11 protein-coding genes and 1 pseudogene are annotated in these 15,487 nt (G+C 41.7%); 3 read left to right on the top strand and 9 right to left on the bottom strand.

Going from position 1 to position 15,487, the window contains the following annotated elements:
• Nucleotides 1-26: 26 nt before the first annotated feature.
• The 7 genes from NWP25_RS01860 to der all read right to left on the bottom strand — a co-directional run bounded on the left by NWP25_RS01860 (nucleotide 27) and on the right by der (nucleotide 8,624).
• A complete protein-coding gene (locus NWP25_RS01860; protein WP_280698780.1) occupies nucleotides 27-2,723 on the bottom strand; it encodes a DEAD/DEAH box helicase in 2,697 nt (898 codons plus the stop codon).
• Nucleotides 2,724-2,823: 100 nt separating this feature from the next.
• Nucleotides 2,824-3,636 (bottom strand): pyrroline-5-carboxylate reductase, encoded by an 813-nt coding sequence (gene proC / locus NWP25_RS01855; RefSeq protein ID WP_280652265.1) that lies wholly within the window; start codon nucleotides 3,634-3,636, stop codon nucleotides 2,824-2,826.
• 131 nt (nucleotides 3,637-3,767) lie between these two features.
• On the bottom strand, nucleotides 3,768-4,367 hold the full coding sequence (locus NWP25_RS01850; protein ID WP_280652266.1) for a cell division protein SepF: 600 nt from the start codon (nucleotides 4,365-4,367) through the stop codon (nucleotides 3,768-3,770).
• A 358-nt stretch (nucleotides 4,368-4,725) separates the two neighbouring features.
• Nucleotides 4,726-5,394: a YggS family pyridoxal phosphate-dependent enzyme gene (locus NWP25_RS01845; protein WP_280652267.1), complete on the bottom strand. Its 669-nt coding sequence runs from the start codon at nucleotides 5,392-5,394 to the stop codon at nucleotides 4,726-4,728.
• Complete coding sequence (pipX, locus tag NWP25_RS01840; protein WP_280652268.1) at nucleotides 5,391-5,669, bottom strand: transcriptional coactivator PipX; 279 nt, start codon at nucleotides 5,667-5,669, stop codon at nucleotides 5,391-5,393. The genes NWP25_RS01845 and pipX overlap by 4 nt, the downstream gene beginning before the upstream one ends.
• A gap of 297 nt (nucleotides 5,670-5,966) precedes the next feature.
• On the bottom strand, nucleotides 5,967-6,893 hold the full coding sequence (locus NWP25_RS01835) for an energy-coupling factor transporter transmembrane component T family protein (protein ID WP_280652269.1): 927 nt from the start codon (nucleotides 6,891-6,893) through the stop codon (nucleotides 5,967-5,969).
• Between the two features lie 366 nt (nucleotides 6,894-7,259).
• Entirely contained in the window at nucleotides 7,260-8,624 is a 1,365-nt protein-coding gene (der, locus tag NWP25_RS01830; RefSeq protein WP_280652270.1) for a ribosome biogenesis GTPase Der, read from the bottom strand.
• A gap of 294 nt (nucleotides 8,625-8,918) precedes the next feature.
• On the opposite strand from der, the gene NWP25_RS01825 reads away from it, so the two are divergent.
• The 3 genes and pseudogenes from NWP25_RS01825 (at nucleotide 8,919) to NWP25_RS01815 (ending at nucleotide 10,619) form a co-directional block, all read left to right on the top strand.
• Nucleotides 8,919-9,053: a hypothetical protein gene (locus NWP25_RS01825; RefSeq protein ID WP_280652271.1), complete on the top strand. Its 135-nt coding sequence runs from the start codon at nucleotides 8,919-8,921 to the stop codon at nucleotides 9,051-9,053.
• 12 nt (nucleotides 9,054-9,065) lie between these two features.
• Nucleotides 9,066-9,650 (top strand): annotated as a pseudogene (locus tag NWP25_RS01820) (metallophosphoesterase); the annotation flags it as partial.
• 243 nt (nucleotides 9,651-9,893) lie between these two features.
• Nucleotides 9,894-10,619, top strand: a complete 726-nt coding sequence (locus tag NWP25_RS01815; RefSeq protein WP_280698776.1) for a cytochrome b/b6 domain-containing protein — start codon at nucleotides 9,894-9,896, stop codon at nucleotides 10,617-10,619.
• A gap of 45 nt (nucleotides 10,620-10,664) precedes the next feature.
• Here NWP25_RS01815 and NWP25_RS01810 read toward each other — a convergent pair whose 3' ends face one another.
• Entirely contained in the window at nucleotides 10,665-11,774 is a 1,110-nt protein-coding gene (locus NWP25_RS01810) for a hypothetical protein (protein ID WP_280652274.1), read from the bottom strand.
• A 183-nt stretch (nucleotides 11,775-11,957) separates the two neighbouring features.
• A complete protein-coding gene (locus NWP25_RS01805; RefSeq protein ID WP_280652275.1) occupies nucleotides 11,958-15,362 on the bottom strand; it encodes a molecular chaperone in 3,405 nt (1,134 codons plus the stop codon).
• Between the last annotated feature and the right edge of the window lie 125 nt (nucleotides 15,363-15,487).

The following is a 15,487-nucleotide window of genomic DNA, read 5'->3' as shown; positions in this document are numbered from 1 at the left end:
TAGCCAATATCTGAGGGTTTGTGGGTTTAATCAGCCACCTCATTCACTGGGAATCTATCAATTAATTGCATTGCTCGATAAGCATTACGCTGGAAATCTTTCGATAAGTGAGGAACGTGGGGTATCTGAGACAATAAATCCAATGTCCGGCGTAAAATTCTCACCACGTCGCCTTCATCCAAGGTTGTATTGTCACATAGTTCTGTCCACGGTCTTCCTAGGGACCACTGTTCTACTATGGCGATTAATTCAAATTCTAACCAGATAGGCATAGCGACATTATACCGTCGTTGGAGTTGAAATATTTTGCGGCGAATGTTCCTCAGTTTTGCCAGGGCTTCTACTACTTCATTACTAAGTTCAAAGTGTACTCTCGTATCTGGACGAGGGGTTTCGATCACTAAAGCTGCTACTGCTGCTGCTAAGTGGTGGGGGTCTAAATGATCTAATTCGCCACTGGCGAATACTAAACCTAGCCACAATTCATTTTCTCCCCGAATAGCGGCGGCAATTTGCCCTAATTCAGTGGGGACTAAGTTACCCAAACACTCAAAGTATTCCAGGATAGAAATTAAGTTGACAAATTCTTCCCAATGACGCTGTGAGTGTTGTTCGACTTGTGACTGTAATTCTTCGAGTTCCGCTTCTAATTCCACATAGCGAGCGCGGCGTTTGAAAATTTTGCTGACATTGCCAGATTTGTGGATAGGATGAGCTTCTAATTGCTCTTGCAGAGCATTAACGCGACTGAGTTGTTCTACCACTTCTGGGGGCATATACAGTGAGCTTTGGACTTCAGGAATGCATTGAGCGATGGCAAATGTTTCTCCACTACCGCGAAGTGATTTCCCCGGTTTTAACTGCAAGTCTGGGGGTGGTACGATATGAGCTGGTACATCCAGTCGTGGCAATTGGGCATACAAGTCCACTACATCTGTAGTTGTAACCACGTACCAGCGATTATCTTGCCCTAAACATATCAAGTAAGGAGCTTCTGTTAAGTTAGACCCTACGCTAAGACCAACACCAGGTATTTTTCCCATTAAAACTGCTGTCATGGGTGTAGACACGTCGATGTTTTTACCTTTGAGACTTAACATAGTTCCCGATACTGCAAAGCTCAACATCATGACAAATTCTTCTTCGCGGTTTTCCTGGGCTTGTTCTTGGAGGGTTGTCAATAACCGACGTTCTACTTTCAGGCGTTGCCACAATTTTTCATAAACTGCTAATTCATTTTCATTAACTGCGGCAATTTGTTCTTGAAGTTGAGCTAATTGTGTTTGCAGTTCCGCAATTTGATCGTACTCTGGTCTTAAATGCACAGTTGCCATGTACTGGCCAAAGCTGCGTTCTATCAGTTCCCTGGCTTCCTCTAGGGTATGGGTTTGCAGCAGGTTCAGTACCATACCATAGCTTGGTGTGAACTGACTGACCAGGGGGTCTGGTTTGGATGTAGCTAAATAGGCTGCTTCCTTTGAGCCTTCAAATGGGGTTTGTACTGTGACTACATGACCTTGTAAGTCCATTCCTCTGCGGCCTGCCCGTCCGGCCATCTGGAGGAATTCCGAAGCGTTTAATAGGCGATGTCCAGAATCAGTACGTTTGGAAAGGGTGGAAATTACTGTTGTGCGGGCGGGCATATTGATGCCTGCCGCTAGTGTCTCAGTGGCGAAGACTACTTTAATTAATCCTTGCTGAAATAGCTCTTCTACCAATCCTTTCCAGGCAGGTAAAATTCCAGCATGGTGAGCAGCAATACCTCGGTAGAGTGGGGCAATTTGCCCTGAACGCCCTGCTTCAGGATTGCGGGTTAAAAAATCATCAATTTGCTGGCGTAATATTTGTGACTCGTCATTATTTACCAGCCATAAATTACCAACTTCTTCAACTGCTTTGTCGCATCCTCGGCGACTGAAAATAAAATAAATCGCTGGCAGCATATCCCGTTGCTGTAGCTGGCTGAGGGTGTAGGCTATGCCAGGAGCTTCTGGTCTGGCACCTCTAGCCTTTTCTCCTTGCTTTCTTTTCCCTCGATTTGCTAGGCGGGGGTTAATTTTGGTTTTGCTATCATTCAGGAGGGGAAATAAACCTTTGGGATTGCAAAAGTAAAATTCTAGGGGAACTGGACGAAAATCAGAATAAATTAGGTCAGTAGGTCCGTGAACACGATTCAGCCAGTCAGTGAGTTGCTCACTGTTGGCAACAGTTGCGGAGAGTGCTACGAGTTGAATTTCACGGGGACAGTAGATAATAGATTCTTCCCAAACTGTCCCGCGTTGGCGATCGTTCATGTAGTGGCATTCATCTAGTACCACTGCCTCAACGTCTACCAAAGAGATGCCGATCTGCCCGATGGGTGTGCCATAGAGCATATTCCGGAAGATTTCTGTAGTCATCACGAGAATTGGTGCATCTCTGTTAATGGAGATATCTCCGGTTAAGAGTCCCACTAAGTCATACCCAAATTTCTGGCGAAAATCACGTAATTTCTGGTTGGACAATGCTTTGAGGGGAGTGGTGTAAAACACTCGTTTTCCCCGTGATAAGGCTCTATAGATGGCATATTCCCCAACTAATGTTTTGCCCGAACCTGTGGGGGCACACACGACTACGGAGCGCCCAGAATTTAGGGACGCGATGGCATTTTTTTGAAATTGATCCAGTTGAAAGGGAAATATTAACCCTAAGTCAAGTTCTGGAGAAGGTGCGGGATAATTCACTCAATCAAATTTGCAACCGGACTTTTTTACTATATTAACGGCTATTTTGTCAACTTCGTTAATGATTGATCATGGGAAAATTGATCTTTTCCTAGTGCGCTTACTTTCCTAACTCTTGCGATCGCATTGTGGCGGCTTTCACTGCTTCGATGACAGCTGAACGAAATCCTGCCCTTTCTAGTTGGGCAACACCAGCAATTGTCGTACCGCCGGGGCTAGTAACACGGTCTTTTAGTTCTGCGGGGTGGATTTTGTTTTCTTGTAACAGTTGTGCTGTACCTAATACGGTTTGTAAGGCGAGTTGATTGGCAATAGTTCTGGGCAATCCTGCTGCTACTCCTCCGTCAGCCAGTGATTCCACCATCAATGCCACATAGGCAGGACCACTACCTGATAGTCCTGTCACTGCATCCATCAGCATTTCTGAAACTTCTACAACTTCTCCCACCGCCGCAAAAATTTGATGTGCTATTTTCTGATGCTTGGCGCTTGTGTATGCACCTAAACACATGGCGGTAATTCCCGCTCCCACTGTGGCTGGGGTGTTGGGCATGGCTCTAACTACTGGTAACTGGGGAAATGCTGATTCTAGTTGGTTTAAGGACACTCCCGCTAAAACCGAAATTACTAATGGCGAGATTTGTATTGTGAGAACATCTGCTAATTCTTGAGCGATGGCACTGAATACCTGGGGCTTTACTGCTAAAAGTACTACTTCTGTTGCTTCAGTGAAAACTATACCATTGTCTGTAGTTACAGTTACATTATATTTTTGCCGCAAGTAGCTTTGGCGTTTTGATTGGGGTTCGCTGACCATCACTTCGGATGGTTGATAAATTTCTCGTGCAATTAGGCGGGATAATAGCGCTTCTCCCATTACACCACCACCAATTAAGCCAAGTTTAATAGTCATTAAGTAAGTTATGTAGTCAATAGTCAATCAGAGCAGGTTTAACCCATTAATTTATGGTATGATAAAATGTTTAGTTAAACCTGCTCCTACAATGCTGAAAAATTTTTTTTGAACTTTTGACTGATGTAGGTTTACTGTACCATCCGGTTACCCTCGTGACCCCAGGCTTGATTTGAACTAGTTCCGGGGCGTGAAGGACGCGCAGGGGTTTGTGGTACTTCATGAATAACTCCACCTTGAGTGCTAACTTGCACACAACTGGGGGTAAACAAAAAGATGCTTTCTCCGATGCGCTCTTGATGTCCATCCAGTGCGTAGGTTCCGCCTGCAACAAAATCTACTGCCCGTTGTGCTTGATCAGGATCCATAATGGTTAAGTTTAACACAACTGACTTACGTTCTCTTAGTGCTTGAATTGCCTGGGGCATTTCTTCAAATGTACGAGGCTCAAGGACTAAAACTTCCGAAATCCCGTTAATTGCTCCTGGCATATTAATCACATTTCCCATCGTAGACTTTGATCCTGCTGCTACAGCATCACCCATTGTAGTCACTGGTTCCCGCCAGCGTCGATTTTGAGCAGTGGTTTCTGCTGCTGGTTGGGGATTTTGTTCTTGATACAGGTTTTGGTAGTTACCAGTATCTGTATCAGCTTCTTCTTCGTAATATTCGTATTCCACTTGCTCATTGAGACCTACAAAGTCTCGGAGTTTACTAAAGATGTTGTTCATTTTTATGCTCCTGATAAAAGTTACCCTGATTGGGTCGGCTATGAGTTAATGTAGCCAGATTTGATAGCTACAAAGGCCAGGCAACTTAGTGCTTTTATACCTGTTTGTAGCCTCTATTACAACTAACGTTGATAAATTGAAATTTTGGGTAACGCCTGTAGATTAACTCACACACAATAATGAGTCAAGATTACAGCTTAATGATTATGGGAAAAAAGATAACTTTTCTGTGTTGTTTTTGGTCAGCTTTAAGAAGACTGGGGGTATTGCATTATGTTACATCAGTATTGATGCAACTGCCTCTCTATTATTTTCCTAGTGCTATTGGTACGAGCAGCAAAAATTCCTGACTCATACCCTATGTGCGCTGACCAAATAAAATGGTTCCTAGTCTGATCATTGTTGCTCCTGCTTGCACTGCTAATTGGTAGTCTCCTGACATACCCATTGAAAGTTCTTGCATTTTCAGGTGAGACCAGTTTTGCTCCCGGATTTCTTGTGCTAGCTTGTGAGCACTGTTAAACACATTAATTGTTTCAGCATCATTTAATCCTAGGGGCGTAATTGTCATTAAACCCTGAATTTGTAAATTTTGACACTGGTTGAGGGCGGGTAAATTAGCTAATAGTTCTGGGACATTCCAACCTGACTTGTTAGGGTCAGGAAGAATTTTAACTTGTAGACAAACTTGGGGATTGATTCCTAGCTCTTGTGCCAATTGATTTAAGCGCTGGGCGAGGTTTAAATTATCCACTGAATGAATCCAATGAAATAATTCAATGGCTTTTTTGGCTTTATTGCTTTGCAAGTGTCCAATAAAATGCCAGGTAATATCGGGTAAGTCTTTTAACTCGGCTTGTTTACTGGCAGCTTCTTGGATACGGTTTTCGCCAAAATCGCGAATTCCGGCTGCATAAGCAGCCCGAATGGCTTCAGACGGAAAGGTTTTACTTACAGCAATTAACCGCACTGAAGGTGGTAGGGAGGCGCAAATGTCGGTAATACGTTCGCTAATGGAAGTACTCATTGGAATGTGCGTTGAAAAACACTCTGAAGTTGCTCGTACTCCTGGGATTGACCACTGCGGCGTAAAGTACGCAAGCGATTTTCTAACAACATTCTAGCTTCAGTGCGTCCTATGGACTGAAACTTGAGACCTTTAACCTCGTTGGTAACCAAAAAAAACAAACGTTGAGCATAAAGTGTAGTGAACAAATCCTGGTTTTCATCGACCATGCAGATTCGATAAAGCAAACCCCAAGTTGGATGATTTATGTAAGTTTCTAAGTGTTCTGAATTCATTTAGTAGTCAAGGTAGGAGTATATATCTTTTAGCGGTTCAGTACAAATGTTCAGAAGATAATACACCCCTTTTGCCAGAATATTTGGTTAGATTACGTAAAATCAGCGATTCCGGCCATTTCGTGGCAGTCATCAAAACCTTGCTCTTGTTCTGAGTGGCAGATGAAACTGGCAGTAGCAACGTAGAGATGCACAAGAGATCAGAAAGGCAATTACTTATGTCTGTTGGCTCTTGCTTCTTTCCATATTGCCATAATTATCGCTATATGGAACAAAATTACTCGCAGAACAAGTGTGTTAAGCTAAATTACCTAAAAATAGCCTGGCACCCCAAAATAGGGTGAGAATGGCGATGGCTAGCCAGTCTCTAGCTTTAAGGCTTAATTCATGCCATTTGACTTGATGTTCATTGGGGCTAGTAAAGCCACGCACCATCATTGCACTGGCCATTTGTTCTGCTCGCAATAGTAGATTGTTTAACAGTCTCTCTGCTACTATTATCCACACTTTGGCAGATCCTTTTAACCCTAATTTTTTCCAATTAATTGCCCTGGTCATCACAGAACGAATTAAGTTTTGCACTTCTTCTAAAACTAGGGGGATAAATCGCAAAGACAAAGTTAAAGTCAGTGCGATTTCAGTTACAGGTACTTTTAAGCCTCGCAGAGGCTGCATCAAGCTTTCTATAGCAGTGGTGATCTCTTCGGGTGCGGTTGTCAAGAGATACAGGTTGCTGCTGTAAATTACTGTAAATATAATAGTACTGACTCTGATAGCCAAATCAATTGAGCGCCGAGTTACTTTGACAGGCCCTTGGTGAAATAAGATGTAGTTGTAGTCTTTATTATCCCTTGTTGGTGCCGAAACAAGATTGGTGTTGCTGCCGTTTGCTGGCTGGGTTATGACTTGTGCGCTAGTTGGTAGACGTGGTTGATATTTTACACCCAAACCATCAGGACTGATACTGATAATTAGGAAGACGAACAGCGCTAAGGTTAATAGCCACCCCATTTGCTGTTTCCACACTCGCCGGGGTATTCTGGCTAATATGGTGGAGATAATTAATAGCACAACCAGGATGATCCGCCATTGGTTGTTTGCAAAGGTGTAGCTAGTCAGAAGGCTCATCAACCAAGCAATTTTGACACGCGGATCGAGTTTGTGTAGCCAGGTTTGTGGTTGTTCTAGATAAAGTCCAATTGGTAGCGATCGCAGTAAATCCATTTTTGAGTGCTGGGTAATAGAAAGTCAGAGCTTGATTTAACTATTTTGACCTGACACATGCTGAAATATTTTGTTAATGGCTAGAATATTTTGCTGTTAGGTTCAACAGTGAAGTTGCTGGTGTTAGTCTATGTTACACAGCACAAAAATGCAGCAATTCTCGTACCCGTAGATTTAGTTATGGTTGTGAGTTACAAAGAAGAGATGTAAAGGGAGCAGTAAATATTCTGAATCTAGCAAAAAATAGGAGGGCGTCCCAAAATCAACGCCACAGGAGTTTAAGCCTCTAGTTTCCTTGGTCTAAGCCTGGTTGAGCAAGTTTTGAGGGTGAATGTACAATTCCCTCGCCTTTAGGCGAGGGAATTGTCAATTAACACGAGTTGCTTTATTAGCACTACCAACTTCCATATCCCGGACTTTTTTACTGCGCCAGAGTAAACGGATGGGTGTGCCTTTAAATCCTAATTGTTGGCGGAATTGCCGTTCAATGTAACGCCGATAGTTCTCATTAAAGCGTTTAGCTTCGTTGACGAATAGGGCAATGGTTGGTGGTTGGACAGCTACTTGAGTTCCATAATAGATTTTGCCCTGACGGCCACTTCTAGAAACTGGCGGTGAATGCCAACTCACGGCATCTGTGAGGACTTCGTTAATTACAGACGTACTGACACGGCGTTTGTGCGATTCGGCTGCTTGATTTACCAGGTCTAAAATTTTGTCCACCCGTTTTCCTGTGGAAGCACTCACAAAAATAGTTTCTGCCCATTCTGTAAAGTGTAACCGGGCTTCTAGACTTTTTTCGTAGTCGTAAATGGTGTATGAATCTTTTTCAATAGCATCCCATTTATTGACAACGATAATGCAAGCTCGACCTTCGTCGATGATCCGTCCGGCTAATTTTTGGTCTTGTTCTGTGACTCCATCTAAGGCATCAATGACCAATAAAACCACATCAGCGCGACGAATAGCTTTGAAGGCACGGTTAATGCTGAAGAATTCTGTGCCGTATTCTATTTGTTTTTTTCTGCGAATGCCGGCGGTATCAATTAAACGATAAATTTGCCCATTACGTTGGACAACGGTATCAATGGCATCGCGTGTAGTCCCGGAAATGGGGCTAACAATTGACCTTTGTTCGCCAACCAAAGTATTTAATAAACTGGATTTGCCCACATTGGGGCGACCGATAATAGCGACCTTAATTTCGTTAGTTTCTTTTTCTTCGGCGACGACGGGGATGTGACTAATTAACTCGTCAAGTAATTCGCCGGTACCATTGCCATGAATTGCGGAGATGGGGAAGGGTTCCCCCAATCCTAATGACCAAAATTCTGAGGCTTGAACTGTGCCTAGTTCTGGAGATTCACATTTATTCACAGCCAGGAAGACGGGTACGGCTTGTTGGCGTAACCAGGTAGCAATTTCTTGATCAGATGCTGTGGTCCCTGTTTTACCGTCTACAACAAAGATAGCGGCACTGGCTTCTGTAAGGGCTGTGAGTGCTTGTTGGCGAATTAGTGGCAGGAATTCAGTATCATCGTTAAATACTAAGCCACCTGTGTCTACAACTAGAAATTCACGATCGCGCCAGTAAGATGGTACGTAAGTGCGATCGCGTGTCACACCCGGTTCGTCGTGGACAATCGCCGTTTGTTCCCCGGCGAGACGATTAACCAGGGTGGATTTGCCCACATTGGGGCGACCGATAATAGCAACAATTGGCAGTCCCATAAAACCAGGGCGAATGAGATAAACAATTATTGTATCACTTATTTACATTTTAACTACCTTAATTCTTTATTTAATTTATCCACCCTCAAGATGTTTCACTGCCAAATTTCAATAAATAGCACAATTAGGAGGTGTGGCAGTCACGTTCCAGGAGTTTATGCCTTGAGAAATTCTAAGTGGCCAAAAAAAGCGAGTAGATTAGCCTTTAGATGTTTAAGGTGGTGTTTTCTGTTAGGCTGGTGTACTTTACTGTACGCCAGGTTAATTGAACCAAATTGGATTGCAATCAATTTTTTGCAATTGACTTTACCTCACCTCCCCTGGGAGTTCAATGGCTATGGCATTGTGCAAATCAGTGATATTCACCGAGATAGATGGATGACCGCCCAACGTATTAGGCGTATTGTTCGTTTAGTAAATCAACAATAGCCAAACCTAGTAGCGATTACAGGTGATTTAATCACTCGTAATTTGCCGCAGTTTATACCGTCTTTGGGGTCTACCCTGGGTGAACTTAAGCCTAAAGATGTGACTGTGGCGATACTGGGCAATCATGACCACGAAAATGATGCTCAGGCCATTGTACGAGTCCTAGAACAAAGTGGTGTTGTTCACCTTGATAATGAAGTTTATACTTTAAGGCGTGGTCATGCCATTTTACACATTGCTGGTGTAGATGATGTTGCTATGGGTAAAGACCGTTTAGATTTGGTCTTGGAGAAGTTACCTCGTGGGGGTGCAGCAATTTTACTCGCACACGAACCGGATTTTGCTCAGTCTAGTGCTATGACTAAGCGGTTTGATTTGCAACTATCAGGACATTCTCATGGTGGACAGGTGCGTTTACCTTTTTTGAAACCGCCGATTTTACCTCCTTGGGGTAAAAGCTATTATTCGGGATTTTATCAAGTGGGAGATACGCAATTGTACACTAACAGTGGTTTGGGTATGACAGCACTGTGTCTGCGCTTTTTTGCTCGTCCGGAGATTACGGTTTTTACTTTAGTTGCACCTGGTGTTGATTAATTTCTTTACTGGAATAAAAGCAGTTAGCTCACAGATTTTTAGCTTTGGGATTAATTCAAATTGACTTGATTTAGACACTATTGTAAAATTGGGTGTTGTGGCCGGGCAAAGGGAATCTTAAGATTGTAAACAGACAACCTCTGTTTAGGCGAGGAAACTCCTCTAAGTAGGTTGCCTGGATGAAGCAATGATACCCCATGGTTTCAGCCGTGGGACTGTCCGAAAAAAATCCTCAATTAACTTATGAGCAGTTCAGCACCCTATCAACCTTTGTTGTTGAGAATTTTGCATGGGATGAGTGCAACTTTAGTAATTACCGCCGTCATTACTGGATTCTTGGTTTACAACACATTCGACAAAAGATTTGGACAAATCCCCGTTGCAAAAATTGAGCCGATACAGGATATTCACGGTACTGTAGCTTTATTTTTTTTACTTTTGTTACCAGTTTTTGCACTTTATAGCTTTCATGCTGGAGAAAAGCGCCTATTACAACCAGACTCTATAAAAAAACTCAAACAAATTGGTAAGCCAATTTGGTGGGTGAGTATGCAACGTATCGTCAATACTCTCATGCTGATGGCTTCGGTGGTGGCGGTGATATCTGGAAGAATGATGAAAGAAGAATGGCTACCTTTAGGTGAACTTGATCACTGGTGGTATTATTTTCATCTCATAGCTTGGGTGATTATGGTTTTTTGTTTAGCGATTCATCTTTTGATGTCTGCTAAAGTAGGTGGTGCGCCCTTATTGCTATCAATGCTGTCATGGAAATTCCGCCCAGGGGATAGTCCGAGAAACTGGTATAGTCGTTTGCGTGATTGGGGGAGTGATTTTTCTCATGATTTTAATGGTAAGATTAGTCAATTAATACAGAGTAATTTTTCACTGAGAATTATTGAGGTTACTGTATTGCTGGGGATTGCAACAGCATTTGTGTTACCACTGTTGTTTTCTGGTGGTGAATAATATCATGTCGGGATCATCCTGAGGATAAAAGCGATATTCTGGTGTTTAACGTAATGAGCGAAAAATCACGCGTCCTGGAATTTCTTCTTGATTAATACGGGCATAAACCCGCAGACAAGTTAAAACTTCTCCAGGAACACCGCCACTGTTGAGTTGTAGATCGTCTTGTGAAAAAGGGCAAACATCGGCGTATATTCCAGATAATTGACGGATTCTGACGTTAGAACCCATATTAATAGCTTTTTGAGTCATCTTTTTTAAAATGCGGCGAGATTCCTGCTGTAAGTTACCCCACCAAGAATAACGCTCAACTGGTGGGATAAATACTAAGGAGTGTATTGCTTCATCCATGTCTATCCATGCACGCAGACTTAACAACTCATCAGAATTTGACTCTGCATCTTGTAGACGACGCCAGCGATCGCTTAAGGTATTAATATATTGAGTTCGTTGTTCTGGCTGGGATTGTAAGGGCATAATATCAAAGCTAAATACGCTTTTTAAGGCATGATGTAAATCCGGATCTATTTCTATAAATCTGAGGAATAAATGTACAACACCAGCGAAATAATATAAATTTCCATATTCATCAGTTGGGTTAATACCAGTATTTAATAATGCTTTTTCAGATAAACATAATCCTTGAGCTTTCACAACACCGTTAAGTCCGGGGTAAATAATTTCATCTCGGCTAAAGGGCAGTTTATCAACATACAAATTATCCGCTACTGCACCAATTTCTTGTGCTAAATCTAAAGCACGTTTTCGCCAAGCTGTAGCTAGATTTTCTGGAACTCGCAGTAGTTTACGGTGAATTTCGTTCCATAACTCAGCATCTGTTTGGCTTTGTAGTGACGAATTGCCTAAATATACACTGAGTTCAGCGTCAGTATTAAAAGCTGACCGCAGATGAATGAGTTTTAACTCTTGTGGGGAGGATATAACGGCAATGGTATCTTCTGGAGTAGAGTCTGGTGGCGGTTGTAATAAGGTGGAAATTTCTTGTAGTAACTCGTCACATATTTCCGTTCCCGGATCGAGGGGAAATGCTGTGCGGGCTTTATGTAATGTAGCTTCTAGTCCGTACAGACTAAATTTTAGTATTTTGGCTAACTCTGAGTTTTCTATTTCTAATAATTGGCGTAATTGGTGCATGAATATCAAGCAGGATAACGGAGGAACGAACCGCAAAGAGGAAAAAGCAAGGGTTATGGGGTTCTCCTCTGAGGGACTCTCGTAGCAAATGACATGAAAAAATCAGAGTTTAAGTCCTATCATTTTTTCTGTTGATCTCACCCAGAGACGGTCAAAATTTTTGCCCCTGGGGGTGAATTACGGTTAATGTATGCCGCAAAAAGGATCCCGTTCTTTATCAACTTCGTTAGGTTGTAATTCTAATTCAGCAGGATAAACACATCCTTCTTGTTTAAGGCATTCTTGACTGGTAGATGTCCAATAGGGAACTTCACCGGCGTGTATTCTGAGAATACCTTTGTTATCAATGGTTACACAATATTTACAAGGGTAATCTGTGGCGACATCTGGTTTATTCAATGCGCCAATTCGTATCCATTTTTTGGTATTAGTTGTCGGATCTGTTTGATAAATATAAAAGGTGTGTTGACTTGTTTGAGGAAACGGCGGTAAAGGATTACTAACCAAACCGTTTTCTGGGTCTTGTTCACTATTGTGTATATAGTGAAATTTGCGTAGTAATTTACTATCATCTTGATCTACTTCAAACACTAAATGATAAGCATTTGGTTGATCTACAGTTGCAGATTCAATGACATTGACGGCAATATCACCATCATATAATTTTTGATGTGGACGTTCTACTGCAATATTCCACTTCAATTTTCCATCAGTAAATAAAGTTGATGTTTCCGAAGCTGCTAATAATGCTGCACCCACATCAATACCAGGAACGTCAATTAAATAATGGGGATTTCCTTGACAAAGTAAGACGCTAAATTGCAGAGTTTGGTCAATTTCAAACTGGATTTTAATTTTTTTGAGAAACTCTGCTTCCTGCATTCCCAGTTTCTTCATCAGGTTTTTACCATCAAAGCTACCCCAAAGTCGTAAGTCTCCTTCTTCGTAGTCTTGGCGATAAATAATATTAGTTAATTGTATCCCTTGCCATTCTGTACGCACCTTGGCGGCTGTTTCGGAGGGAGAGATTTGATGGAGTTCTTGTCCGGTTTTAAAGATGGGTAAAAGTTCGTTGCTTTGGGTTTTGCGTTTGAAGTTACAAGGCAGATAATAAAATAGATTTTTTACATCTATTTCTAGCTGATTTGCTCCTTTACGTAGCAATTCTTTAGACTCTTCGGGATCAAATCTCAGCCTTCGCAGTTTTTCTGCGTAACAAGCACCGGCTGAAGTGGCTAGTTTAGTGAACTCCAAAACAAAAGTAATTCGCTCTGGGTTCCATACGAAATATGGAGAGTTACTAAATTCTTGGTAGATGTGTCGCTGTACTAAGTCAAGATTACAGGTTTTGCCAGATAAAATCAACCAATCAACTTTATGTGTGTTCCAAGAATCTATGTTCTGGTCTTGAAAACCTAAACGACTTTCCATGAGTCCTTTGGCGATGCCAATACCTTCTTTAATGGTGGAAGAAGCGGCTCGTTCAAATTGCTGGTTGTCTAGTATAATGGAGATATTATCAGGATTTCTGACTTGGAATTTAATTCCACTTTGACTTAAAATCTCAGAAATTTGTCGTTCAGAAAGTGCAAAAGTTAGGACAGGATTATCTGCTGGTGGTTTTTGCCCTAGTTTGAGTTTAGCTGCTTCGGCATGATCCCAGAGAGTATAAAAAGTTTGTAGGCGTTGGGGTGCTTGTTGCCATCGGCTAGGTATTACTTTTTCCGCAGTATCTAGGGCATCTTTGTAAGCAGCATCACCGTCTGGGTTTTCTTTATCTACACATTTTAATAAACTGCCACTTTTGAATTTTCCTTCTTCCAGAAAACGCTCGTTTAACTCAGAGGTAATTAAATCTTCTAGCTTTTCGCTATCAAGATCACCTGTGGTTACTGCTGTTAATAAAAAGTCAGCGATCGCCACTTTCAATAATCGAAATAATCGCAGGGTAATTAATTCGCCGCCTAATTGTAAATGTCCGGAAGAACCTAATAGTTTGGGCGTCAGTTTATAATAACGTCCCCCTAAACCTCTGTCTTCATGTACAGCAAAGAACGGGGTTCTATCTTCTAAAGTTAGTTCAATTAAGGCTAAGTCCGTGGTTCCCCCGCCGATATCTAAGACCAGAACATTTTGTGACCATTTATTATCTACTTGGCGACAACGGGTTTTAAATGACTCAATACCAATGTTGAGATTACCGCCAAATTCTCTCCACAGAAAAAATATTGCCACTGAGACGGCTTCATCATAAGCAGTTTGTACGTCATCAATACCCAATTGTTCGACTAATTCCTTCACTTCCTTACGCACTAATGGCGGGGCGACGGTGGGGTAGGTAACAACGGCTGTGAGAAAATCTCCCTCAGAAAACCTGCGTCTAGCGCGTTGGCGGTAATCTTCAGTTAGCTCAATTAAATGCGCCCAAGCTGCTTGGATGAGTTCGTTAACATTAATTATTTCTGATTGACCATCCAACATTACGGGGAAAGAACGATCCTGACCAAAATAGCGCTTGGGTGAATGGTGAAATCTGCTGATAATTTCCTTTAAAGAAACACTTGTACCGTGAGCAATGGCTTTTTTTCTGTTGTCCCTGGCCTCCCTACCCATGCGTAATTGGAAATCTGTCAAGCTAGCAATTTCCAATTCGCTGGGAATTTCTGTATCAAGCCGATTAATATCTAAGATAACTGGAATTAAATTTTGCGATTCTAAGGTAGGTACACGGAAAACTTCATGGTAGATTTGGTAAAGTTTTTTGCTAGCAGCCCGCCGGAATTTGTCGCTGTTACCTAGACATAATTCCACTTGGCGAATTGCTTCTAAAAATCGTTCTTTTTGATCACTTTGAAAGACTTCTCCCAAACAATGGGGTTCAATTTCTAGGTTTTTGCTAATGTCAGCAATGAATTTTTCCCAGTCATGAGCATTGACATCAGGTAAAGCCAGTGATGTGGGAGAACTTAACCATTCTCCCATACGTTGGCGCAACCGTATTTCTTGTTCTTTAGGTAAAATTTCAGCAATTGGTACTTCAATGGGGTCGAAGAGAGTAACTGTAGAATTGGATGTGCCAAAATCTAGTGCAAACCATCCCGGAAATCTTTTCTGTGGTTTTTTGCTACTTTTTTTGGAGATATATTTCTCAATTTCTACAGGGCTATTGATAACATCAGTATCAATTATTTCATCGTCAAAAATCATTGGTGACCACAGATAGCATGAAGCGCTAGTCTGTCTAGGTTCAGATAGTAATGGGTCTCCTAAAGGATCAGAATCAAAGTACTCAACAATAACTTCTAATGTACAGTTAATTGGTTCGATTAAAGGACGCTCTAATTTACAAGGATATTGCTCTAATTGACCGATTTGGGAAATTTTAGGAGTTACAGAATCAAATGGTTTATATGCTTTTTTGATTTGTACTGCTAATTCCTCTGGTGTGCCGGTAACAATACAATTAATTCTGGCAATGTGAGGTACATTATCCCCAGATGCTACAAGTTGGATACTTGGTAATTCCAAGTATTCGTTTTCTTTGACACGCACTTGGAAGTTAGGTGCAAGGCGAATTTCTACAGGCATTTATTTCTCCTTATATTAATGATTCAATTAGGAAATTGGTCAGCCATCGCTGAGTTAAAATACTGCCACTATGAAAAATATCTCAAACGATATTTTAAAATTACTATGCAAAATAAAAAATTCTT

Origin of the sequence: Umezakia ovalisporum Ak1311, from assembly GCF_029891685.1 — a bacterium.
Taxonomy (GTDB): Bacteria; Cyanobacteriota; Cyanobacteriia; order Cyanobacteriales; family Nostocaceae; genus Umezakia; species Umezakia ovalisporum.
Note: the sequence above shows the minus strand (reverse complement) of the source record. Positions and strands in the feature narration are given on the sequence as shown.